Source organism: Pseudomonas glycinis (assembly GCF_054871425.1).
In genome coordinates this window covers 121025-143655 of sequence record NZ_JBTYHF010000011.1, presented here as the reverse complement: position 1 = coordinate 143655, position 22631 = coordinate 121025, and the positions used below count along the sequence as shown (strand labels likewise).

Annotated in this window: 15 protein-coding genes and 1 pseudogene; 10 read left to right on the top strand and 6 right to left on the bottom strand. The window is 62.0% G+C overall.

The window, feature by feature from the left end; all coding sequences use genetic code 11:
* Positions 1–34: 34 nt before the first annotated feature.
* The 4 genes and pseudogenes from ampD (at position 35) to ACYSTU_RS24315 (ending at position 3672) form a co-directional block, all read left to right on the top strand.
* Positions 35–595, top strand: coding sequence for a 1,6-anhydro-N-acetylmuramyl-L-alanine amidase AmpD (ampD, locus tag ACYSTU_RS24330; protein WP_136491931.1), 561 nt, complete (start codon positions 35–37; stop codon positions 593–595).
* Positions 592–1431, top strand: coding sequence for a regulatory signaling modulator protein AmpE (gene ampE / locus ACYSTU_RS24325; protein WP_016771744.1), 840 nt, complete (start codon positions 592–594; stop codon positions 1429–1431). Before ampD ends, ampE begins: the two co-directional genes overlap by 4 nt.
* A 243-nt stretch (positions 1432–1674) precedes the next feature.
* Positions 1675–2766, top strand: a pseudogene (locus tag ACYSTU_RS24320) (methyl-accepting chemotaxis protein); the annotation flags it as partial.
* Positions 2743–3672 carry a methyl-accepting chemotaxis protein gene (locus ACYSTU_RS24315; protein WP_371915159.1) on the top strand — a complete coding sequence of 310 codons (930 nt, stop codon included), beginning with the start codon at positions 2743–2745 and terminating at the stop codon, positions 3670–3672. The pseudogene ACYSTU_RS24320 and the gene ACYSTU_RS24315, both read left to right, overlap by 24 nt.
* A 124-nt stretch (positions 3673–3796) precedes the next feature.
* On the opposite strand, the gene ACYSTU_RS24310 is transcribed toward ACYSTU_RS24315, so the two are convergent.
* Together ACYSTU_RS24310 and cra are read right to left on the bottom strand one after the other, a co-directional pair.
* Positions 3797–4573 carry a TatD family hydrolase gene (locus tag ACYSTU_RS24310; RefSeq protein ID WP_264364519.1) on the bottom strand — a complete coding sequence of 259 codons (777 nt, stop codon included), beginning with the start codon at positions 4571–4573 and terminating at the stop codon, positions 3797–3799.
* Positions 4574–4576: 3 nt separating this feature from the next.
* Positions 4577–5572, bottom strand: coding sequence for a catabolite repressor/activator (gene cra, locus ACYSTU_RS24305; RefSeq protein ID WP_122699955.1), 996 nt, complete (start codon positions 5570–5572; stop codon positions 4577–4579).
* Between the two features lie 305 nt (positions 5573–5877).
* On the opposite strand from cra, the gene ptsP reads away from it, so the two are divergent.
* The 4 genes from ptsP to ACYSTU_RS24285 all read left to right on the top strand — a co-directional run bounded on the left by ptsP (position 5878) and on the right by ACYSTU_RS24285 (position 13142).
* The gene (gene ptsP, locus ACYSTU_RS24300) at positions 5878–8739 is read left to right on the top strand and encodes a phosphoenolpyruvate--protein phosphotransferase (RefSeq protein ID WP_217879327.1); all 2862 of its coding nucleotides are present in this window, start codon (positions 5878–5880) and stop codon (positions 8737–8739) included.
* On the top strand, positions 8739–9680 hold the full coding sequence (gene pfkB / locus ACYSTU_RS24295; protein WP_499002067.1) for a 1-phosphofructokinase: 942 nt from the start codon (positions 8739–8741) through the stop codon (positions 9678–9680). Before ptsP ends, pfkB begins: the two co-directional genes overlap by 1 nt.
* Positions 9681–9691: 11 nt before the next feature.
* Positions 9692–11425: a PTS fructose-like transporter subunit IIB gene (locus ACYSTU_RS24290; protein WP_499002065.1), complete on the top strand. Its 1734-nt coding sequence runs from the start codon at positions 9692–9694 to the stop codon at positions 11423–11425.
* A gap of 175 nt (positions 11426–11600) precedes the next feature.
* The gene (locus ACYSTU_RS24285) at positions 11601–13142 is read left to right on the top strand and encodes an alkaline phosphatase D family protein (protein WP_499002062.1); all 1542 of its coding nucleotides are present in this window, start codon (positions 11601–11603) and stop codon (positions 13140–13142) included.
* A gap of 741 nt (positions 13143–13883) precedes the next feature.
* Here the strand turns inward: ACYSTU_RS24285 and ACYSTU_RS24280 are convergent.
* The 3 genes from ACYSTU_RS24280 to ACYSTU_RS24270 all read right to left on the bottom strand — a co-directional run bounded on the left by ACYSTU_RS24280 (position 13884) and on the right by ACYSTU_RS24270 (position 19564).
* Entirely contained in the window at positions 13884–14252 is a 369-nt protein-coding gene (locus tag ACYSTU_RS24280) for an endonuclease domain-containing protein (RefSeq protein WP_024011583.1), read from the bottom strand.
* A gap of 225 nt (positions 14253–14477) precedes the next feature.
* On the bottom strand, positions 14478–17006 hold the full coding sequence (locus ACYSTU_RS24275) for a PepSY domain-containing protein (protein ID WP_499002154.1): 2529 nt from the start codon (positions 17004–17006) through the stop codon (positions 14478–14480).
* Positions 17007–17242: 236 nt separating this feature from the next.
* Complete coding sequence (locus ACYSTU_RS24270; protein ID WP_499002059.1) at positions 17243–19564, bottom strand: TonB-dependent receptor; 2322 nt, start codon at positions 19562–19564, stop codon at positions 17243–17245.
* A gap of 208 nt (positions 19565–19772) precedes the next feature.
* On the opposite strand from ACYSTU_RS24270, the gene ACYSTU_RS24265 reads away from it, so the two are divergent.
* Both ACYSTU_RS24265 and ACYSTU_RS24260 read left to right on the top strand, forming a co-directional pair.
* Positions 19773–20453 carry a Fe2+-dependent dioxygenase gene (locus tag ACYSTU_RS24265; protein WP_217879330.1) on the top strand — a complete coding sequence of 227 codons (681 nt, stop codon included), beginning with the start codon at positions 19773–19775 and terminating at the stop codon, positions 20451–20453.
* Positions 20450–21205 carry a tetratricopeptide repeat protein gene (locus ACYSTU_RS24260; RefSeq protein ID WP_499002056.1) on the top strand — a complete coding sequence of 252 codons (756 nt, stop codon included), beginning with the start codon at positions 20450–20452 and terminating at the stop codon, positions 21203–21205. The genes ACYSTU_RS24265 and ACYSTU_RS24260 overlap by 4 nt, the downstream gene beginning before the upstream one ends.
* Positions 21206–21382: 177 nt before the next feature.
* Here ACYSTU_RS24260 and ACYSTU_RS24255 read toward each other — a convergent pair whose 3' ends face one another.
* Positions 21383–22546, bottom strand: a complete 1164-nt coding sequence (locus tag ACYSTU_RS24255; RefSeq protein ID WP_499002053.1) for a type III PLP-dependent enzyme — start codon at positions 22544–22546, stop codon at positions 21383–21385.
* Positions 22547–22631: the final 85 nt, after the last annotated feature.

Genomic DNA, 22631 nt, shown 5'->3' with positions numbered 1-22631 from the left:
GGGCGCCCACATGGTCGGCGTTGAAGGAATCGGTATGCAGTTGGATCCCGCGAGCGGGTGGTGTCATGGCGTGCAGATCTGCCCGTCGCCCAACTTCAATGAGCGCCCGACGGGCGAAGTGTCCCTGTTGGTCATCCACAACATCAGCCTGCCGCCGGCGCAATTCGCCACGGGCAAGGTTCAGGAATTTTTCCAGAATCGTCTGGATGTCACCGAACACCCGTACTTTGCAGGCATCGCTGACCTGCGCGTCTCGGCGCATTTTCTGATCGAACGTGACGGCAAGGTCACCCAGTTTGTCTCTTGTCTGGAGCGGGCGTGGCACGCAGGGGTTTCAGTGTTCGAGGGTCGTGAAACCTGTAACGATTTTTCCGTCGGCATCGAGCTGGAAGGCACCGATGATCTGCCGTTTACCGATGAACAGTATCGAGCGTTGACTGCGCTGACCCGGCAGTTGCAGAAGCGCTTTCCGGCGATCACCGATCAGCGTATCTGTGGCCACAGCGATATCGCGCCGGGGCGCAAGACCGATCCGGGACCGGCATTCGACTGGGCACGCTACCGCGCAGCCCTGGCAAAAGAGGAAGGACAATGAGTTTTCTGGTGTTACTGCTGGCGGTGTGGATCGAGAAGTTTTCGGCCCTGCGCCATCGGCTTCAACGCGACGGCGGATGGATCCGCGAACTGCACAAACTCGAAAACAGCAAACGGCTGGCCAGGCAACCGTGGCTGGTGCTGACGATTCTGGTGCTGTGCCCGGTGGCGTTGCTGGCGCTGTTGCTGCTGGTGCTGGAACCGGTGGCGTACGGTTTGCTGGCGCTGCCGGTGCATTTGCTGGTGGTGATTTACAGCCTCGGGCGTGGCGACCTGCTCGGCGGCCTCGGACCGTTCCGCGATGCCTGGCGCCGTGAGGATCTGCAAGCGGCGGCCCACGTGGCCAAGCGCGACCTGGACATCTGCGCCGACAGTGGCGAGCAATTGCTTGAGCAAGTGCAGGGGCATCTGCTGTGGCAGGCGTATCAGAGTTTCTTCGCGGTGATCTTCTGGTACTTCCTCCTCGGGCCGGTGGCGGCATTGGCTTATCGCTTGTTGGCGCTGGCCGAAGAGCACGGCTGCAATCCGGCGCTGGTCGAGCGTGCTGCGCAGTTGCGTCATGCCTTCGATTGGGTGCCGGTGCGCTTGCTGGCGGCGAGTCTGGCATTGGTCGGCAACTTCGTCGCGGTCAGCCGGGTGATGCTGCATGAGCTGCTGAACTGGAACATCAGCGCTGCGCAGTTGATCAACAAGGTCGGCCTGGCAGCCGGGGAAGTTCCACCGCCAGTGGTCGGCCCGGACGGCATCAACACCCTCGATTGCCTGTGGGAATTGCTGCTGCGCGCGGCGGTGCTGTGGTATGCCGGGTTTGCCTTGTGGACAGTTCTGGTTCACTGATAAGCCAGAGTGAAACTCATTGTGGCGAGGGGATTCATCCCCGAGGGGCTGCGCCGCAGCCCTGAAAACCCTGTTCCACCATTCATCAGTAACCATAAGTTACAAAACCTCCCGCCGATTTACGCTATACAGAGATAGCGCCCGATAGTGGCTATCTGCTGTCGTCCCGCGCCTGCCAATAAAAACAAGAAAAACCAAGGGAGACTTCCAGTGAAGAGCTTGCTCTATCCCGCCGTCTCGCTGATGAACCGTCTGAGCTTCGGCATGAAGTTCAGCCTGATCAGCGTGCTGTTCCTGGTGCCGATGCTGGTGACCAATTTCTATCTGGTGCGCGACTCCTATCGCGAATTTCAGGGCACCCGCGTCGAACTGCAAAGCCTCGACCTGCTGGGCAGCAGCCTGAGCCTGCGTCGGGATGTGGAAACCCTGAACAATCTGGTGCAGATCGACGTCACCCTCGGCCAGTCCGGCAAGGCCGGCAATGTCGAAGCGCAGATCCAGACGCTGGAGCAGGCTGTGCTCGCGCGCCTCGAAGGGCTGACGGCGATGACCGAAGATCCCGAGCAGATCAAGCAGTTCGAGGCCAAGCGCGATGAAATGATCGCCGCGTTCAAGGCCCAGCAGGCGGAGACTTCGCTGCAAAGCAAAAGCGCGTTGATCGGCAAGTTGCTGGCCAGTGCGCAGATTTTCAGCCAGATCATCACCAGTCAGGCCGGGTTGAGCCGCGACAACCAGAGCGACATTCGTCAGCTCAGCGAACTGGTGACGCTGATTACCCCCAGCGTGACGCAAACCCTCGGCGAAGGCCGGGCGATGGGCTCGTATTCGTTAGGTCAGGGTTTTCTCAACAGTTCCTCGAGCACGCGTTTTGACGAGCTGCTGGTGCAGATCGAAAAACTCCAGGCCGAGTACGCCCTGAAACTGCAAGACGCCCTCGGTTCCAGCAGCGCTGCACGCGAATCCCTCAGCGCGCAGGCCGACAGCAGCAAGGCTTCGCTCAAACAGGCCAGCGAGCTGTTCGAAGAACAAGTGGTAATGGCCGACACCCTCGATGCGCCGTGGCAGGCATTCTACGATCAGGTCACCGGGCTGATGGAACACACCTACCAGCTCAATCAGGCCACGCTGAAATTCCTCGACAACCAGTTGCAGCAGCGACTGGCGCAGAACCGCACGCACATGATTCTGCAAGCCTCGGCGCTTTCGGTGGTGTTCGTGCTGATTTTCTATCTTTATGGCGGTTTCTACGCCTCGACCCGGACCACCCTGAAAAGCCTGGGCGCGATGATGGACAAGGTCGCGGCCGGTGACATGACCGTCAACTTCAAGGCCAGCAGCCGCGATGAACTGGGCGAGTTGGGCGAGGTGTTCAACGGCACGGTGAAGAAGATTCACGACTTGATCGAACGCGTGGGCCACACCGTTGGCGAAGTCGAGCGACAGGCCGGACAGGTCGAAAGCGTCTCGGCGCAGAGCAATCAGGCCGTGGCCGGGCAGCGCTCGCAGATCGAACAAGTGGCGACGGCGATGAACCAGATGTCGGCGACCTCAATGGAAGTCGCGCGCAGTGCCGCCGCTGCGGTGAGCAGCGCCCACAGCGTCAATGACGAAACCCTCAGCGGGCGCGGCCTGGTGGAATCGCAACAGGGCAGCATTGCCGCACTGGCCAGCGAAATCGACCAGTCGGTGCTGGTGATCAATCAACTGGCCAGCGACAGCCAGTCGATCAGCCGTGTGCTTGAGGTGATCAAGAGCATCGCCGAACAGACCAACCTGCTGGCGCTCAACGCCGCTATCGAAGCCGCGCGGGCCGGCGAGCAGGGGCGCGGTTTTGCCGTGGTCGCAGATGAAGTGCGCACGTTGGCCAAGCGTACCCAGCAATCGACCGAAGAAATCGAGCAGATGATCGCCAAACTGCATGGTGGCGTCGGCGCGGCGGTGAAGGCCATGGGCGTCAGCCATCAGATGGCCAATGGCACGGTGGGCCAGTCGGAAAAAGTCCAGCAGGCGCTGGAGAACATTCTTGGCGCGGTGGGCATGATTGTCGACCAGAACCAGCAAATCGCCGCTGCCGTGGAACAGCAGACCGCCGTGGCCCATGACATCGACCAGAACATCGTCGAGATCAATCGCGCTGGCGAACGCACAGCACAAGGTGCACACCAGACCGAAGATGCCAGCCGTGCGCTGTCGGCGCAGGTGGTTGAGCTCAAACAACTGATCAGTGCGTTTCGCGTCTGAAAGGCTGGAACCGGATCAAAAATGTGGGAGCGAGCCTGCTCGCGAAGGCGGCGGGTCAGGCACTGACGATGTCACTGACAGATTGCTTTCGCGAGCAGGCTCGCTCCCACAAGGGATTGCGGTGTTACCAGCCGAAGACTTCGCAGCAGTTGGCGGTGCTGGCGTTGGCCAGTTGTTCAGGCGTGATATTCATCAGCTCGGCCAGCGCCGCGCAAATCGCCGGCAGATGCGCCGGGCTGTTGCGCTGGCCGGGGAACATGGCGGGGGCCATGTCTGGTGAGTCGGTTTCCAGTACCACCGATTGCAGCGGCAGTTCCGGCAGCACCCGATGCATGCGCAGCGCCTGCGGCCAGGTCGGTGCGCCGCCGAGGCCCAGTTTGAAACCGAGCTTGATGTACTCCCGCGCTTCCTCGCGGCTGCCGGCGAAGGCGTGGATGATGCCGGCGCGTTTGAGCTTGAAGCGCTTGAGCGTGGCGATCACCGCTGCGTGGCTGCGGCGTACGTGGATCAGCGCCGGCAACTCGAAGTCCGCGGCCAGTTGCAGCTGCGCTTCGAACAACGCCTGTTGCCGTTCGCGATCGAGGTTTTCGATGAAATAATCGAGGCCGATTTCGCCCACCGCGCATAACTGCCGATGCCCGCGCAACCGTGTCAGCCAGTCCCCCAGCGCGTGCAAATCCTCGGGGCGATGCTGATCGAGAAACACTGGGTGCAATCCGAACGCCGCGTACAGGTCGGCATCGCTCTGCACCAGATCCCAGACCCGTTGCCAGTTGCGCTGATGCACCCCCAGCACGACGATGCGCCGCACGCCGAGGGCGCGGCTTTCGGCCAGCAGCGCCGCGCGATCGGCATCGAAGTCGGGGAAGTCGAGGTGGGTGTGGCTGTCGATCAGCTCCACGATTCAGTCCCGATGAATACGCTGCTTGAAGGTCCGCGCGATGGCTTGCACGCCCGGTTGGTAGTCGTCCTGCTCGACCGCGGCCAGGGCCAGTTCCAGGGCCTTGTCGGCGATCAACTGGTGTTGCTGGGACATGGCATTGACCGGCAGCGGCAGGAAATCCAGCAACTGCGTGTCGCCGAAGGTGCCGAGGCGCAGCGGCCGCGATTTCAGCGGGAAATCATGCAGGGCATCGAACACGCCTTGCAGCAGCACGTAGGAGGTGGTCACCAGTGCGTCAGGCAAATGCCCCAGACGCTGCAGGAGTTCTTCCATCAATTGCTTGCCGCACTCGCGGCTGAACGACTCGGCGTGCTCGATCAGCACCTCACCTTTGAAGTCTTTGAGCGCTGCGCGGAAACCGGCGGCACGCTCCTGGCTGATGCTCAGCTCCGGGCGTGCGCCGAGCAGCACGATCTGCTTTGGCTGCGGATCGAGCAGGCTCTGGGTCAGATGCAGGCTGGCCTCGCGGTCGTCGCTGATCACCGAGCAGAAATGCTCCGGCTCCATGACCCGGTCGATGGCGATGATCGGCAGACCCTTGGCCTGCAACTGGCGATAGCTGTCATCACCGGCCGGCAGGCAACTGGCGACGATCAGCGCATCGCAGCGACGCGCGCGGAACAGTTGCAGCAACTGGCGCTCGCTGTCCGGCGCATCGTCGGAGCTGGCGATCAGCAATTGATAACCGCGCGCCCGTGCGCCTTGTTCGAGCAACTTGGCGATCCGCGCGTAACTGGGGTTTTCCAGATCCGGCAGGATAAAGCCCAGGGTGCGCGTGTGCCGACTGCGCAGGCCGGCCGCTTGCGGATTGGGCGTAAAGCCATGCAGATCGACCACCGCGCGCACGCGCTCGACGGTCGCGTTGCTGATGCGTTGCTGTTCGGCCTTGCCGTTGATGACGTAGCTGGCGGTGGTGACGGAGACGCCGGCCAACCGCGCGATATCACTGAGTTTCAACCCGGTATTTCCTTGTTTTTTCGAGCATGCCGCGACATTTTCGCCAATCCTACCCGATAAGGGCAGTCGACTTATTGCCTGGGCAGATCCGACCAGTTGGACTTCAAGGATGAGACATTATCGAGTAACGTGCCGATCAATCTAGATTAAACGTTTCAGCAAGCGTATTTTCTACGTTTTAGACGCCTTTGGACGGTCCTGCCGTGAAACCGCCAAAACTGCCGCTGAAAAGCGCGGCAGAGCGCCTAAGCTGTGAACCATTCAAAACAATACCTGGCGTTGAACTGCGCCAAAAAGGAGATCGCATGCTCGAGCTCACTATAGAGCAGATATCCATGGGCCAGTCGGCCGTGGATAAACCCGCTGCCCTGCAATTGCTGGCCAGTCATCTGGTCGCCGACGGTCTGGTTGCCGACGGCTACCTCGCCGGCCTGCAGGCCCGGGAAGCCCAGGGCTCGACCTTTCTCGGTCAAGGCATCGCCATTCCCCACGGCACCCCGGAAACCCGCGATCAGGTATTCGCCACCGGCGTGCGCCTGATGCAGTTTCCCGACGGCGTCGACTGGGGCGATGGCCAGATCGTTTATCTGGCGATCGGCATCGCGGCGAAATCCGACGAACACCTGCGCCTGCTGCAACTGCTGACCCGCGCCCTCGGCGAGACCGATCTGGGCCAGGCCTTGCGTCGCGCCAGCTCCCCCGAAGCGCTGCTTAAACTGTTGCAAGGCGCGCCGCAGGAACTGGCGCTGGATGCGCAGATGATCGGCCTCGGCGTGTCGGCCGACGATTTCGAAGAACTGGTCTGGCGCGGCGCACGTCTGCTGCGTCAGGCCGATTGTGTGAGCAACGGCTTTGCCGGCGTGTTGCAGCAAGTCGAAGCGCTGCCACTGGGCGACGGCCTGTGGTGGTTGCACAGTGAGCAGACCGTGAAGCGTCCGGGGCTGGCGTTCGTCACCCCGGACAAACCGATGCGCTACCTCGGCCAGCCGCTCAGCGGTCTGTTTTGCCTCGCCAGTCTGGGCGAAGCGCATCAGGCGTTGCTCGAGCGTTTGTGCGCGTTGCTGATCGAAGGTCGCGGCCACGAACTCGGCCGCGCCACCAGCAGCCGCAAAGTCCTCGAAGTGCTCGGCGGTGAACTGCCGGCCGACTGGCCGAGTGCACGTATTGCCCTGGCCAATGCCCATGGTTTGCACGCACGACCAGCGAAGATTCTTGCGCAACTGGCGAAGAGTTTTGACGGCGAAATCCGCGTGCGCATCGTCGACAGCCAGGACAGCGCCGTGTCGGTGAAGAGCCTGAGCAAACTGCTCAGTCTCGGTGCCCGCCGCGGTCAGGTGCTGGAGCTGATCGCCGAGCCGAGCATCGCCGCCGATGCCTTGCCGGCCCTGCTCGCGGCGATTGAAGAGGGCCTCGGTGAGGAAGTCGAGCCGCTGCCGGCCGTGAGTCAGCAGCGCGAAGTGATCGCCGACATCGCCGAAGTGCTGATCGCCCCGGCCTCCGGCAGCCTGTTGCAGGCGATTTCTGCCGCACCGGGCATCGCCATCGGCCCGGCGCACATTCAGGTGTTGCAAGCCATCGATTACCCGTTGCGCGGCGAATCTGCCGCGATCGAGCGCGAGCGCCTCAAGCAAGCGCTGAGCGACGTGCGCCGCGACATTCAGGGCTTGATCGAACGCAGCAAGGCCAAGGCCATTCGTGAGATTTTCATCACCCACCAGGAAATGCTCGACGACCCGGATCTGACCGACGAAGTCGACACCCGCCTCAAGCAAGGCGAAAGCGCCGAAGCGGCGTGGATGGCAGTGATCGAAGCCGCCGCCAAACAGCAGGAGTCGCTGCAGGACGCTTTGCTCGCCGAGCGTGCCGCCGATCTGCGCGACATCGGTCGCCGGGTGCTGGCGCAGCTGTGTGGCGTGCAAACCGCGAACGAACCTGAGCAACCGTACATTCTGGTGATGGACGAAGTCGGCCCGTCCGATGTCGCGCGCCTGGATCCTGCGCGAGTGGCAGGGATTCTCACCGCGCGCGGCGGTGCTACCGCGCACAGCGCCATCGTCGCCCGCGCGCTCGGTATTCCAGCGCTGGTCGGCGCGGGGGCGGCGGTGCTGTTGCTCGAGCCCGGCACGCCGCTATTGCTCGACGGTCAGCGTGGCCGTCTGCATGTCGACGCCGATGCCGCGACCCTCAAGCGTGCCGCTGAAGAGCGCGACACCCGCGAGCAGCGTCTGAAGATCGCCGCCGAACAACGCCATCAACCGGCGCACACCACCGACGGTCACGCCGTTGAAGTGTTCGCCAACATCGGCGAAAGCGCAGGCGTGACCAGCGCGGTGGAGCAGGGCGCCGAAGGCATTGGTCTGCTGCGCACCGAACTGATTTTCATGGCCCACCCACAGGCACCGGATGAGGCGACCCAGGAAGCCGAATACCGTCGCGTCCTCGATGGTCTGGCCGGGCGGCCGCTGGTGGTGCGTACGCTCGATGTCGGCGGCGACAAACCGTTGCCGTATTGGCCGATCGCCAAGGAAGAAAACCCGTTCCTCGGCGTGCGCGGTATTCGCCTGACCCTGCAGCGTCCGCAGATCATGGAAGCGCAACTGCGCGCCTTGCTGCGCTCGGCCGACAACCGTCCGCTGCGGATCATGTTCCCGATGGTCGGCAGCGTAGAAGAGTGGCGCCAGGCCCGCGACATGACCGAACGTCTGCGTCTGGAAATTCCAGTCGCCGACCTGCAATTGGGAATCATGATCGAGGTGCCATCGGCCGCGTTGCTTGCGCCAGTGCTGGCCAAGGAAGTCGACTTCTTCAGCGTCGGCACCAACGACCTGACCCAATACACCCTGGCCATCGACCGCGGTCACCCGACCCTGTCTGCACAGGCGGATGGCTTGCACCCAGCAGTATTGCAACTGATCGACATCACCGTGCGCGCCGCCCATGCCCATGGCAAATGGGTGGGCGTCTGCGGCGAGCTGGCGGCGGACCCGCTGGCGGTGCCGGTGCTCGTCGGCCTCGGTGTCGACGAACTCAGCGTGTCCGGGCGCAGCATTGCCGAAGTCAAAGCGCGCATCCGTGAACTCAGCCTGACCCAGGCGCAAACCCTCGCCCAACAGGCCTTGGCCGTGGGCAGCGCGAATGAAGTGCGCGCATTAGTGGAGGCCCTGTAATGGCCAAGATTCTTACCCTGACCCTCAACCCGGCTCTCGACCTCACCGTTGAGCTGTCGCGGCTCGATGCCGGTCAGGTCAATCGCAGCGAGGAGATGCACACCCACGCTGCGGGCAAAGGCGTCAACGTCGCCCAGGTGCTGGCGGATCTCGGCCATCAGGTCACCGTCAGCGGTTTTCTCGGCGAAGACAATCAGCAAGCGTTCGAAACCCTGTTCGCCAAGCGCGGTTTTGTCGACGCGTTCATCCGCGTGCCGGGCGAGACGCGCAGCAACATCAAAGTCGCCGAGCAGGACGGGCGCATCACCGACATCAACGGGCCAGGCCCGGTGGTCGATGCAACGGCGCAGCAAGCCTTGCTTGATCGCTTGCAGCAGATCGCACCGGGGCACGATGCGGTGGTGGTCGCCGGCAGTCTGCCGCGTGGTGTCACTGCGCAGTGGTTGCGCGAGCTGATTGAACGGCTAAACGCGCTCGGCTTGAAAGTCGCCCTCGATTCCAGCGGCGAAGCCTTGCGCGCTGCGTTGCAGGCCAGCCCCTGGTTGATCAAGCCGAACACCGAAGAACTGGCCCACGCCCTCGGCTGCGAAGTGGTCTCGCCAATCGCCGAAGCACAAGCCGCCGCACGTCTGCACGGGCAAGGCATCGAGCACGTGGTGATCTCCCACGGCGCCGACGGGGTCAACTGGTTCAGTGTCGGCTCGGCCCTGCATGCCTCGCCGCCGAAGGTCAGCGTGGCCAGCACGGTCGGTGCCGGCGATTCCTTGCTGGCCGGCATGCTCCACGGTCTGCTCAGCGCCGACACCCCCGAGCAAACCCTGCGCACCGCCACCGCGATTGCGGCAATGGCGGTGACCCAGATCGGTTTTGGTATCAACGACGCTGCGCAACTGGCGCAGCTCGAACAGGGCGTGCTCGTGCGTCCCCTGACAGAACAATAAGAGGGTTTGTCATGAAGTTAGCCATTGTTACGGCTTGCCCGAACGGCATGGTCACCAGTGTGCTGTGCGCGCGTCTGCTCGATGCAGCGGCGCAGCGTCAGGGCTGGAGCACCAGCGTTGAAGTGGTCGATCCGGCGCACCCGGAACGCGAATTGTCGGCGGCGACCATCGAAGCCGCCGAGTGGGTCTTGCTGGTCACCACCGGCGCGGTGGACATGAGTCGCTTCGTCGGCAAGCGCGTGTTCCAGATCGCTCCGGCGCAGGCTTTGCAGGATGTCGAAGCGATACTGCGTCGCGGTGCTGAAGAAGCCGAAGTCTACGTCGCCAGCGCAGTCGAACCGGCGATCGATACGCCCCGTGCGCCGCGCATCGTTGCTATCACCGCCTGCCCGACCGGCGTCGCCCACACCTTCATGGCCGCCGAAGCGTTGCAGCAGACTGCCAAGCGCCTGGGCTATGAATTGCAGGTCGAAACCCAAGGCTCGGTGGGCGCGAAAACGCCACTCAGCGCAACGGCCATCGCCGAGGCTGACGTGGTGCTGCTGGCGGCGGATATCGACGTCGCTACCGAGCGTTTCGCCGGCAAGAAAATCTATCGCTGCGGCACGGGCGTTGCCCTGAAGCAATCCGAAGCGACCCTGAAAAAAGCCCTTGCCGAAGGCGCTGTGGAAAGCGCGGCAAGCGACGGCAAGGCTCCGGCCAAGTCGGAAAAAACCGGCGTCTACAAACACCTGCTCACGGGGGTGTCGTACATGCTGCCGATGGTGGTGGCGGGTGGTTTGCTGATCGCATTGTCGTTCGTGTTCGGCATCACCGCGTACAAGGAAGAAGGCACGCTGGCGGCGGCGCTGATGCAGATCGGCGGCGAAACCGCGTTCAAACTGATGGTGCCGCTACTCGCCGGGTACATCGCCTACTCGATCGCCGACCGCCCGGGCCTTGCGCCGGGGATGATCGGCGGCTTGCTGGCGGGCACTCTGGGCGCCGGATTCATCGGCGGGATCATTGCCGGTTTCATCGCCGGTTACGCCGCCAAAGCCATCGCTCGCTATGTGAAATTGCCGCAGAGCCTGGAAGCGCTGAAGCCGATTCTGATCATCCCGTTGCTGGCCAGTCTGGTCACCGGTCTGGTGATGATTTACGTGGTCGGCAAACCGGTCGCCGGCATGCTCGCCGCGCTCACCCAGTTCCTCGACAGCATGGGCACCACCAACGCAATTCTGCTGGGTGTGTTGCTCGGCGGCATGATGTGCGTCGACCTCGGCGGGCCGATCAACAAGGCTGCCTATGCGTTTTCGGTGGGACTGCTGGCCTCGCAGAGTTACGCACCGATGGCCGCGACCATGGCCGCCGGCATGGTGCCGCCGATTGGCCTGGGTATCGCCACCTTCATTGCCCGGCGCAAGTTCGCCCAGACTGAACGCGAGGCCGGCAAAGCGGCCTTCGTGCTGGGCCTGTGCTTTATCTCGGAAGGGGCGATTCCTTTCGCTGCGAAAGATCCGCTGCGGGTGATCCCGGCGAGCATCGCTGGCGGTGCGCTGACCGGCGCCTTGTCGATGTACTTCGGCTGCAAACTGATGGCGCCGCACGGTGGCTTGTTCGTGCTGGCGATCCCCAATGCAATCAACCATGCGCTGCTGTATCTGCTGGCGATCGTCGCGGGGAGTCTGGTCACGGCGGTGGTGTATGCGCTGCTCAAAAGGCCTGAGGCTGTCGAGTTAGCGCTGGAGCCCGCCAAGGCCTGACCGACAACACCAAATCCCTGTGGGAGCGAGCCTGCTCGCGAAAGCGGAGTGTCAGCTGAAGATTTGGTAGCTGGCAGGACGCCTTCGCGAGCAGGCTCGCTCCCACAGGAGTCTGCATTGTCATAGCGGATTCATACACCCGTGCTTAAGTTTTCCCTTTTGCAGGGAGAACACCATGAGCGATTTCAATCTCGGTCGGCGTCGCGTCATGCAAGCGGTCGGCGCCGGGCTATTGCTGCCGGGGCTGGCGCCGGCGGTGATTGCCTCGGTCAAGGATCGTCCGCAGCTCACCGACGGCGTGCAGTCCGGCGACCTGCTCGGCGACCGCGCGATGATCTGGAGCCGCAGCGATCGCCCGGCGCGCATGGTGGTGGAGTGGGACACCGGCAGCCTGTTCGGCAACCCGCGCAAATTCGTCTCGCCACTGGCCGATGCGCGCAGCGATTTCACCGCCCGCGTTGAGCTCACCGGCCTGCCGGCCAATCAGGCGATCTTTTATCGCGTGCACTTCGAAGACGCCCAGAGCGGCGTCGCCAGCGAACCATGGTTCGGCCATCTGCGCAGCGTGCCAACGACAAAACGCGACATCCGTTTTGTCTGGAGCGGTGACACCGTCGGCCAGGGCTTCGGGATCAACCCGGACATCGGCGGCATGCGCATCTACGAAGCCATGCGCCTGCGCCTGCCGGACTTCTTTATCCACAGCGGCGACACCATCTACGCCGACGGCCCGGTGCCCGCGCAACTGACCACCGAAAGCGGGCGCATCTGGCGCAATGTCACCACCGAAGCCAAGAGCAAAGTCGCGCAGACCCTCGACGATTATCGCGGCAACTATCGCTACAACCTGATGGACGAAAACATCCGCCGCTTCAACGCCGAAGTGCCGCAGATCTGGCAGTGGGACGATCACGAAGTGGTCAACAACTGGTCACCGGGCAAGCAGCTGGATGAGCGCTATCAGGAGAAAGATATCCACAAGCTGGTGGGCCGCGCGCGGCAGGCGTGGCTGGAATATGCGCCGATGCGTTTGCAAGCGGCGGACGGCGGCGGGCGCATTTATCGCAAGCTCAGTTACGGGCCGATGCTCGACGTATTCGTGCTGGATATGCGCAGCTATCGCGAAGCCAACGACGACAACCTGGGCGCGGCAAAACCGTTTCTCGGCCGCGAGCAGCTGGACTGGCTCAAGCGTGAGTTGCAGGCATCGAAGGCGCAGTGGAAAGTCATCGCCGCCGACATGCCCATCGGCCTTGGCGTGCCGGACGGCGAGGTCAGCCCGGGCGTTGCACGCTGGGAAGCCGTGGCCAACGGCGACCCCGGCGCGGCGCAGGGGCGTGAACTGGAAATTGCCGAATTGCTCGGATTTTTACGTGCGCAGCAGGTGCGTAATTTCGTGTTTCTGACGGCGGACGTGCATTACTGCGCGGCGCATCACTATCATCCGGACCGCGCCGCGTTCCAGGATTTCGAACCGTTCTGGGAATTTGTTGCCGGGCCGTTGAACGCCGGCAGTTTCGGGCCGAATCCACTGGACAAGACGTTCGGGCCTGAGGTGGTGTTCGAGAAAGCACCGCCCGCACAGAACACCTCACCGTTTGCCGGGTTTCAGTTTTTTGGTGAGGTGAATATTGAAGCGCAGAGCGGGGAGATGAGCGTGGTGTTGCGAGATCTGGATGGGGTAGCAGTGTTTGAGCAGAAGTTGCAGCCTGTTTAATCACGCTGGATCAAAAGCCCCTCACCCCAGCCCTCTCCCGGAGGGAGAGGGAGCCGACCGAAGTGTCTTGCGTCATGCATCGACCTGGAAGACCGAGGTGATTGTGGCTTTGGATTCAGTGAAGAACGCTCAGGTTGGCGTCGATCTCGAGCATCCCCAATCAGTCCCCTCACCCCCTGGGAGGGAGAGGGCAGACTGAGGTGTCTTGCGCTATGCATCGACCTGGAAGACCGAGGTGATTGTGGCTTTGGATTCAGTGAAGAACGCTCAGGTCGGCGTCGATTTCAAGCATCCCCCAATCAGTCACCTCGCCCTCTGGGAGGGAGAGGGCCGACCGAGGTGTCTTGCGTCATGCATCGACCTGGAAGACCGAGGTGATTGTGGCTTTGGATTCAGTGAAGAACGCTCAGGTTGGCGTCGATCTCGAGCATCCCCCAATCAGTCCCCTCGCCCTCTGGGAGGGAGAGGGCCGACCGAGGTGTCTTGCGTCATGCATCGACCTGGTAGACCGAGGTGATTGTGGCTTTGGATTCAGTGAAGAACGCTCAGGCTGGCGTCGATCTCAAGCATCCCCCAATCAGTCCCCTCTCCCTCTGGGAGGGAGAGGGGACTGAGGTGTCTTGCGCTATGCATCGACCTGGAAGACCGAGGTGATTATGGCTATGGATTCAGTGAAGAACGCTCAGGTCGGCGTCGATCTCGAGCATCCCCCAATCAGTCCCCTCTCCCTCTGGGAGAGGGCTAGGGTGAGGGCATTTTCCGCTCTGCCGCAATTCTGATGATCTGCTCCAATACATCATCCATCTGCTGAAGCACCTCAAGATTGCTGAATCGCACGACTTCAATGCCTTGTTGAGACAGGAAGTTCGACCGGCGCCGATCGTGAAGCACCCCGGCCGTCTCATAGTGCTGGCCACCATCCAGCTCAATCGCCAACCTCAACTCCACACAATAGAAATCCAGCACAAACGGCGGACATGGAAACTGTCGGCGAAATTTCAGGTTGGCGATCTGCCGGGAACGCAGGCGCTGCCAGAGCAGGTGTTCGCAATCTGTCTGGTTGGTGCGTAAGTGGCGGGCGAATTGGGCGAGGGTAGGGCGGCTTGGCATGGCTTCACGGTCCTTGTGAAGTTGAGTGGAGATTTAACAGTAGCCCATTTCCCTCATCGGAACGCGGCCCGCCCAGCTCTCTCCCAGGAGGAGAGGGAGCCGACCGAGGTGATTATGGCTATGGATTCAGTGAAGAACGCTCAGGTCGGCGTCGATCTCCAGCATCCCCCAATCGGTCCCCTCTCCCATTGGGAGAGGGCTAGGGTGAGGGGCTTTTCGCAGGCGTTAGTAAACGTCCCGGCGATAGCGGCCCTGTTCGATCAGGCGTTCGACTTCGGCGCTGCCGAGGATATCGTTGAGGGCCTGGTCTACGCCTGAGGCCATACCTTGAAGGCTGCCGCAGATATAGATCACAGCACCATCTGCCAACCATTTCTTCAATTCATCCGCAGACTCACGCAAGCGATCCTGCACATAAATCTTCTCAGCCTGATCGCGGGAAAACGCCAGATCCAGCCGCGCCAGATCGCCATTGACCAACCACTCTTCCAGCTCGGCGCGGCAGAGGAAGTCGTGCTCACGGTTGCGCTCGCCGAACAGCAGCCACTGCCGTTGCTGGCCGTCGGCAATGCGTGCCTTGAGCAGGCTGCGCAGGCCGGCCAGGCCGGTGCCGTTGCCCAGCAGGATCATCGGCACCGGCTCGTTCGGCAGATGGAAACCGCTGTTGCGCCGCACGCGCAGGCTGATGCTGCCGCCCACTGGCGCGTGTTCGGTGAGCCAGCCGGAGCCGATGCCGAGGCTGCCGTCGTTGTGCTGTTCCTGACGCACGATCAGTTCCAGCACGCCGTCAGCAGCAATCGAGGCGATCGAGTATTCGCGCATCGCCAGCGGCACCATTGCGTCGACCAGCGACTGCGCATGCAGGCCGACCAGATGCGCGCGGTGCTCGGGCAGTTGCCGTGAGGCGAGGGCCACTTCCAGTGGTTCGTCGATGCCGTTGACCTTCACCGGGGTTTCGCCCCGAATGCCGAGGCCGTCGAGGAAATGTTCGATGGCCCACGGGCAATTGCGTGGCAGCACTTCGACCAGGTCACCGGCCAGCCAGCTGCGGGTGTCCGGGGCTTTGAGGCCGAGCAGAAAGACCGGCGCGCCGCTGCTGTCGGGGTTCATCAGTTCGCGACGGACCAGCGTCCAGTTGTCGTAGCTGGGTGCTTGCCAGGTTTCGCTCGGCGCCTGTCCGGTGAGCTGGCCGAGTTGCGTTTGCCAGTGACGCAACGCGTAAGGATCGCCGCTGTCGACCTCCACCGGGGCGAACAAGGTCTTGCCGCCGTGCTCGCCGAGCCATTGATGCAAGCGCTTGGCGAAGCCGCAGAAGTGCGCGTACTGCCGATCGCCGAGGCCGAGCACGGCGTAGTTGAGGCTGTCGAGTGTCGAAGCCTTGGCCAGCACTTTGCGTTCGAAACCACGGGCGCTGTCCGGCGCTTCGCCGTCGCCGAAGGTGCTGACCACGAACAATGCGTTGTTCGACTCACGCAGATCCTGTTCGCTGAGATTGGCCAGCGGCTGCACGTTGACCGGCAATCCGGCGGCCTGCAATTGTCCGGCGGTCTGCCACGCCAGTTGTTCGGCGAAACCGCTCTGGCTGGCGAAACCGATCAGCCAGGCCGAAGCCTCGGTGGACGGTTGTGCGAGACCTTGGCGGGCATCCTTGATCTGCTTTTTCTTGCGTCGACGGTCCAGATACAGCAGCCAGCCAGTGATGAAAAACAGCGGCATGCACACCGCTGCGATCGTCACGATGATGCGCCCGACAAGGCCGAAATAGCTGCCGACGTGCAGCGCATAAATGCTGGTCAGCAGTTGGGCCTTGAAGCTTTTGTCGGCATAGCGGTCGACGCGTTTGACCACGCCGGTGGCCGGATCGAGGGTGATCTGGTTCAGCGCGCGGTCATGGGGCGAGCTGTCGAGCAGGTAGAACACGGTTGCCGGTTGGCCGGCCACCGCCGGCATGCGAATGTTGTATGCGGCCAGACCCGGGCCGGCAGCGCTGTAGATGCTGCTCCACATCGCCGCGTAGTCGGCCGTCGGTGGCGGACCTTCCGGCGCCGGGCCGCGACCGCCACGTACGCGTTCGTTTTGCGGCGCGTCGGAAAGCAGTCGGGTCAGGCCTTTGTTGTACCACTCGTACGACCATGACAAACCGGTCAACGCCAGCAGCAAATAGACCAAAAGGCACCAGGTGCCGGCCACCGAGTGCAGATCCCAATTGAACGCGCGGCCCTTCTTTTTCCAGTCCAGGGTCAACCACACGCGCCAGCTGTTCCACTGGCGCGGCCAGCGCAAATAGAGGCCAGAGAGACAGAAGAACAGCAGCATCAAGGTGCAGGCGCCGGTAATGTTGCGCCCGGTGTCGCCCATGGCGAGGAAGCGGTGCAGTTGCAGCATCAGGCCGAAGAAGTCCTGGCCAGTGGCGTCGCCCTTGAACTCGGCGGTGTACGGATCGAAGTAGCGCATTTCGCCACGCCGTTCACCCTTGGGCGGAGTGAAGAATACCCGTGCGGCGTGACCGCTGTCGGTCTCGACCCAGAGCATCGCGACTTTCTTGCCGGACGCGGCTTCGATGCGTTCCACCAGTTCAACTGGCGGCAGCACTCCAGCGACCTGTTTTTCCACCTGCAGAACGGACGGATTCAGCGCGCGCAGGATCTCGTCCTGAAACGAATAGGCCGCGCCGGTGATGCCCATCAGGGCCAGCACCAGTCCTGCGGTGATGCCAAAAAACCAGTGCAACTGGAACAGGGTTTTCTTCAACACGTCACTCGCCGTCCGTTCGGAAATTGTCATCACGGCGCGCATTATGCCGTGGGTTATCAAGATGCGTTTTGCGTAACACACAAAAGCCCCGTTCAACTGAATGAACGGGGCCTGATCCGTTTCGCAGATCTTATGTGGGAGCGAGCTTGCTCGCGAAGGCGTCGTGTCAGTCAGCATCGACTTCACTGAGCCACCGCTTTCGCGAGCAAGCTCGCTCCCACAGGTTTTCACATCGGTCAGAAGTGGAAATTGGTGCTCAACAGCGCCGTGCGGCCCGCCGCCTGGTTGGCGAAGTGGGTCGAGAAGGCTTTGTCGTAATAGGTTTCGTCGGTCAGGTTCTGCACGTTGAGTTGCAGGTCGACGTTCTTGGTCAGCTTGTAGGCCGCCATCGCGTCGTAACGCACGTACGAATCGACCATCGTTGTGTTGGCGACACTGCCGTAGACGTCGTCGACGTAGAACGCGCCACCACCGATCGTCAGCTTTGGCGTGACCTGATACGTGGTCCACAGGCTGGCGCTGTTTTTCGGCGTGTTCGGCAGATCGTTGCCGTCGTTGGCGCGACCCAACGGACCACCGTCAACCTGTTCGCTGTCCATGAAGGCGTAACCGGCAAACACCTGCCACTTGTCGGTGATCTTGCCGCTGGCCGACAGTTCGAAGCCTTGCACGCGGGTCTTGCCGGCGTTCTCGTAGGAGCTGGTGTCGACCTGCACGCGAGCGTTTTCCTTCTCGGTGCGGAAGATGTCGGCGGTCAGCGACAGGCGATCGTTGAGCAGATCCCACTTGGTGCCGATTTCGTAGTTCTTGGTGGTTTCCGGTTCCATGTCGCTGCTCAGCAGGTTGCCGCTGCGATCCGGGGTGCCGCCCAGCGGGTTGCCTTCCTGACCTTCGCCCAAGGTGTTGCCCGGCGGTGTCGCCGAGGTCGCATAAGAGGCGTAGATGCTGCCGTTTTCCGCCGGCTTGTAGACCACGCCGAACTGGCCGGTGACGAATTCGCTGGTGTCATCACCCTTGGAGGTGGTGGTCCCTGCGGCGTTGTAGGTTTTGTAGTCGGTGTCGAAGTGGTCGTAGCGCAGGCCCATGTTCACCAGCCATTGCTCGGACAACTCCAGCGTGTCGAACACGTACAGCGCGTAGGTGTCGGCCTGGGTGTCGGTGCCGGCGTAGTTGCGCGAGATCGCACCGTTCCACGGATCGTTCGGGTTCGGGTTCGACAGCGAGGTGCAGTTGTAATTGCTCGAGGCGCCAATCATCGCCGGTGTGCAGTTGCTGCTGGAAGGCACATTGGTCGTACGCGGCGTGGTGTCGGTGTTGACGTTGTACGAGGATTTCTCGCTCTGCTCGCGGGTGTATTCGACACCGGTGGAGAAGCTGTTCTTGAAACCGGCCATGTAGAAGGTGCCGAACAGGTCGGTCTGGTTGGTGGTGGTTTCAGTATTGCTCACCCGCGTGTTGGCCCGACGCCAGACGCTGCCGTTGTTGACGTTGCCCTTGCTGTCGTCCGGCTGGGTGAGGATGTAATCCTGCATGCTGCTGCCGTGGCGCAGGGTGTTCTTGATGGTCAGTGCATCATTGAGGTCGTGCTCGATGGCGAAGGTCGCGGTGTCGGTGCGGCCCTTGCGGAAGTCGCGATCCAGACCATAGAAGTTGTCGTGATCGCCACCGGCGTATGGCTTGTCCGGGTTGGACTTGGTGCGTGCGGCCGAACCACCGGTGGGAATGGTGTACGGGATGCCCGAGTCCGGGGTGTCGTTGCTTTCCAGATGGTAGTAGTCGAGGTTGACACGGGTGTCGGTGCCCAGGCCGAAGGCCAGCGACGGCGCGATGCCCCAGCGGTCGTAATCGACCTTGTCGCGACCGGCGACGTTGCTCTCGTGGCTCATCAGGTTGAGACGGCCGGCAGCGCTGTCGCTGAACTGGTAGTTGCCGTCGAGGGTGTAGCGCTGGGTCTGGTCGGAGCCGTAGGTGAAGCCGCCGTCGAACGAGTTGCCCAGATGCGCTTTCTTGCTCACCAGATTGATGCTGCCGCCGGCTGCGCCGCGACCGCCAATCGCCGAGTTCGGGCCTTTGCTGACTTCGATGTTTTCCACAGCGAAGATTTCACGGCTCTGCGAACCGGTGTCGCGCACGCCGTCCAGATAGGTGTCGCCCTGGGCGTCGAAGCCGCGAATGAACGGACGATCGCCCTGCGGGTTGCCGCCTTCACCGGCGCCGAAGGTGATGCCCGGCACGGTGCGCAGCGCGTCCTGCATGTTCAGCGCGCCGGTGTCCTTGAGCACTTGTTGCGGGATGACGGTGACCGAGCGCGGGGTGTCGACCAGCGGTGCGGTGTACTTGGGCGAGGAGGCTTTTTCGACTTGGTAGGACGTCGAGTCCTGGGCTTCGCCGGTGATGGCGGTGGCGTCCAGGGCGATGGCGTTGCCGGACGCTTTGCTGTCGGTTTTTTCCGCCGCGAAGACCATCTGCCCAGCGGAGCCGGCGGTGATTGCGACACCGATTGCCGAGGCGAGCAGACGTGGTGAACTGACCGGTAATTGTGCGTGTTGACGTGCCATTTTTATTCCCCTCCCCAAGGATTTGAGGCGGCGGAATATAGGGTAAACAGGTATTCGTATCAATTGCGAAACATTGTTATTCGCATTGAATTTACATTCTTTACAATTTGCCCTTACGGGTTTCTGCCTGTTCGTTCGTCTTGCGGGTTTTACACGGTCAATAAGAATCAATACCATTGCCGCCTTCTTGCCATCAGGTGACATCGCCATGCTGCTGCACATTCCCGGGCTGTTCGCAAAAGACGAAATGCAGCGCATCCGCCAGGCTCTGGAGCAAGCGGATTGGGCCGACGGCAAGATCACCGCCGGCTTCCAGTCGGCCAAGGCCAAGCACAATCTGCAACTGCCCGAAGGCCACCCGCTGGCCAAGGAAATCGGCGCGGCGATGCTTGAGCGGCTGTGGAAAAATCCGCTGTTCATGTCTGCCGCACTGCCGCACAAAGTCTTCCCGCCGCTAGTGAACTGCTACACGGCCGGCGGCAGTTTCGATTTTCACATCGACAACGCCGTGCGCCAGCCCAAGGGCAGCATCGAGCGGGTGCGCACCGATTTGTCGGCGACGCTGTTCTTCAGCGAGCCGGAAGATTATGACGGCGGCGAACTGGAGATTCAGGACACCTACGGCACCCAGCGCGTGAAGCTGCCAGCCGGCGACATGGTGTTGTATCCGGGCACCAGTTTGCACAAGGTCAATGCGGTTACACGTGGTGCGCGTTATGCGTCATTTTTCTGGACGCAGAGCCTGGTGCGCGAAGACAGCCAGCGCGCGTTGCTGTTCGAAATGGACGGGGCGATTCAGCAGCTGACTCAGGACGTCCCCGATCACCCTTCGCTGATCCGCCTCACCGGCACTTATCACAACTTGCTGCGGCGCTGGGTCGAGGTATGAGTTTCCAGCTACGCCGAGAGGAAGTCCTCGATGCGGCCGGGTTGGCGGCAATGCTTGAAGAAAGCCCGGCCCGCGCTGCGCAGGCGATTTTGCTGGCGGCGGGCGAGGGCGAGGTTGAAGCGCAGGCGCTGCTTGGGCAGATCCTGCTGGACGGTCAGGGCATCGCGCAGGATCAACCGCTTGCATTGCGCTGGTTCGGCATCGCCGCCGGGCGCGGGCATCTGATGGCGCGCAACATGCTCGGGCGTTGTCATGAGCAGGGTTGGGGTTGTGCGGCGGATGCCTCGGTCGCGGCGCAGCATTATCGGATCGCTGCCGAGGCGGGGCTGGACTGGGCGATGTACAACCTGGCCAATCTACTGGCCACCGGGCGCGGGGTGACGGTTGATCATCAGCAAGCGCTGGCGTTGTATCGGCGCGCGGCTGAGTCGGGCCATGCGAAATCGATGAATTTGCTGGGGCGTTATCTGGAGGAAGGGCAGGTGTGTCCGGCGGATCCAATTGCTGCACGCGAGTGGTATCAGCGTTCGGCCGAGGCTGGGGATTTTCGTGGGCAGTTCAGTTATGCCGCGGTGTTGGCGGCTGAGGGGCGGGTTGATGAAGCGGTCGATTGGCTGGAGAAAGCCTTGGCCGCCGGCAATCTGAATTTTCTGCGGGTGGCGAGCCAGACGCTGGCTGATGCGACAGGCTTGCGAATTCAGGCGATGGCTAGTCGGTATGCCGCTCGGTATGCAGAGTTGCAGCGCGGCTGAAACCGCCGAGCCCTCACCCTAGCCCTCTCCCTCGGGAGAGGGCTGGGCGGGCGGCGTTCCGATGAGGGGCTATGGTATCCAGTACAAAAAACCTCCCCAGCCGAACACCCACAAAAAAGCCCACAAATTCGTGGGCTTTTCTCTTGCAGCTTGCAGCTCGAAACTTTCAGCTGCTCCTTAAACGTAAAACGACTTCAGCGGCGGGAAGCCATTGAATTCAACCGCGCTATAGCTGGTGGTGTAAGCACCCGTCGACAACCAATACAGACGATCACCGATTGCCAAATTCAGCGGCAAACCGTATTTGTAGTTCTCGTACATGATGTCGGCGCTGTCGCAGGTCGGGCCGGCGATCACGACTTCTTCCATCTCGCCTTTCTTCTCAGTCCAGATCGGGAACTTGATCGCTTCGTCCATGGTTTCGATCAGGCCCGAGAACTTGCCCACATCGGTGTACACCCAACGCTCGACGGCAGTGCGCGATTTGCGCGCAACCAGTACCACTTCGCTGACCAGAATACCGGCGTTGGCGATCAGCGAACGGCCCGGCTCAAGGATGATTTCCGGCAGGTCATCACCGAAGTCCTCTTTCAGGAAGCGAATGATCTCTTCGGCGTAGGTTTCCAGGCTGTTGGTGCGGGTGATGTAGTTGGCCGGGAAGCCGCCGCCCATGTTGATCAGCTTCAGGTGAATGCCGTCTTCTTCTTTCAGGCGTTCAAAGATCACTTTGACCTTGGCGATTGCCGCGTCCCAGACGCTGATGTCGCGTTGTTGCGAGCCGACGTGGAACGAGATGCCGTACGGCACCAGACCGAGGTCGCGAGCGAGGATCAGCAGGTCCATGGCCATGTCGGTCTGGCAGCCGAATTTGCGCGACAGCGGCCAGTCAGCCGTGGTCGAGCCTTCGGTGAGAATACGTACATAGACTTTCGAGCCCGGGGCAGCCTTGGCGATGTTGCGCAGGTCGGCTTCGGAGTCGGTGGAGAACAGACGCACGCCCTTCTCGTAGAAGTAGCGGATGTCCTTGGATTTCTTGATGGTGTTGCCGTAGCTGATGCGGTCCGGGCTGACGCCACGATCCATCACCTTGTCCAGCTCGTAGATCGAGGCGATGTCGAAGCTCGAACCTTTGTCTTTGAGCAGGTCGATGATCTCGACGGCCGGGTTGGCCTTGACCGCGTAGTAGACCTTGGCGAATTCGAAACCGGCGCGCAGGTCATCGTAGGCCTGGGCGATCATCGCGGTGTCGATCACCACGAACGGGGTTTCCTGTTTGTCGGCAAACGCCTTCATTGTGTCGAATGTAGCGCGCGCGAAATAGTCTTCGACCTGGATCGACATGCTGGGTGCTCCTATGGGCAAACTCGTAAAAACAATGGGTGCATGAACGCCCTCCGTATCCCCACTTTGGTTCGCCTACTTCCCA

Coding starts and splice junctions, on each gene's coding strand:
- ampE (WP_016771744.1), top strand. CDS start 592: ATGAGTTTTCTGGTGTTACTGCTGGCGGTGTGGATCGAGAAGTTTTCG.
- ACYSTU_RS24255 (WP_499002053.1), bottom strand. CDS start 22,546: ATGTCGATCCAGGTCGAAGACTATTTCGCGCGCGCTACATTCGACACA.
- ACYSTU_RS24265 (WP_217879330.1), top strand. CDS start 19,773: ATGCTGCTGCACATTCCCGGGCTGTTCGCAAAAGACGAAATGCAGCGC.
- ampD (WP_136491931.1), top strand. CDS start 35: ATGCAGTTGGATCCCGCGAGCGGGTGGTGTCATGGCGTGCAGATCTGC.
- ACYSTU_RS24280 (WP_024011583.1), bottom strand. CDS start 14,252: ATGCCAAGCCGCCCTACCCTCGCCCAATTCGCCCGCCACTTACGCACC.
- ACYSTU_RS24290 (WP_499002065.1), top strand. CDS start 9,692: ATGAAGTTAGCCATTGTTACGGCTTGCCCGAACGGCATGGTCACCAGT.
- ACYSTU_RS24315 (WP_371915159.1), top strand. CDS start 2,743: ATGACCGTCAACTTCAAGGCCAGCAGCCGCGATGAACTGGGCGAGTTG.
- ptsP (WP_217879327.1), top strand. CDS start 5,878: ATGCTCGAGCTCACTATAGAGCAGATATCCATGGGCCAGTCGGCCGTG.
- ACYSTU_RS24285 (WP_499002062.1), top strand. CDS start 11,601: ATGAGCGATTTCAATCTCGGTCGGCGTCGCGTCATGCAAGCGGTCGGC.
- ACYSTU_RS24270 (WP_499002059.1), bottom strand. CDS start 19,564: ATGGCACGTCAACACGCACAATTACCGGTCAGTTCACCACGTCTGCTC.
- ACYSTU_RS24260 (WP_499002056.1), top strand. CDS start 20,450: ATGAGTTTCCAGCTACGCCGAGAGGAAGTCCTCGATGCGGCCGGGTTG.
- pfkB (WP_499002067.1), top strand. CDS start 8,739: ATGGCCAAGATTCTTACCCTGACCCTCAACCCGGCTCTCGACCTCACC.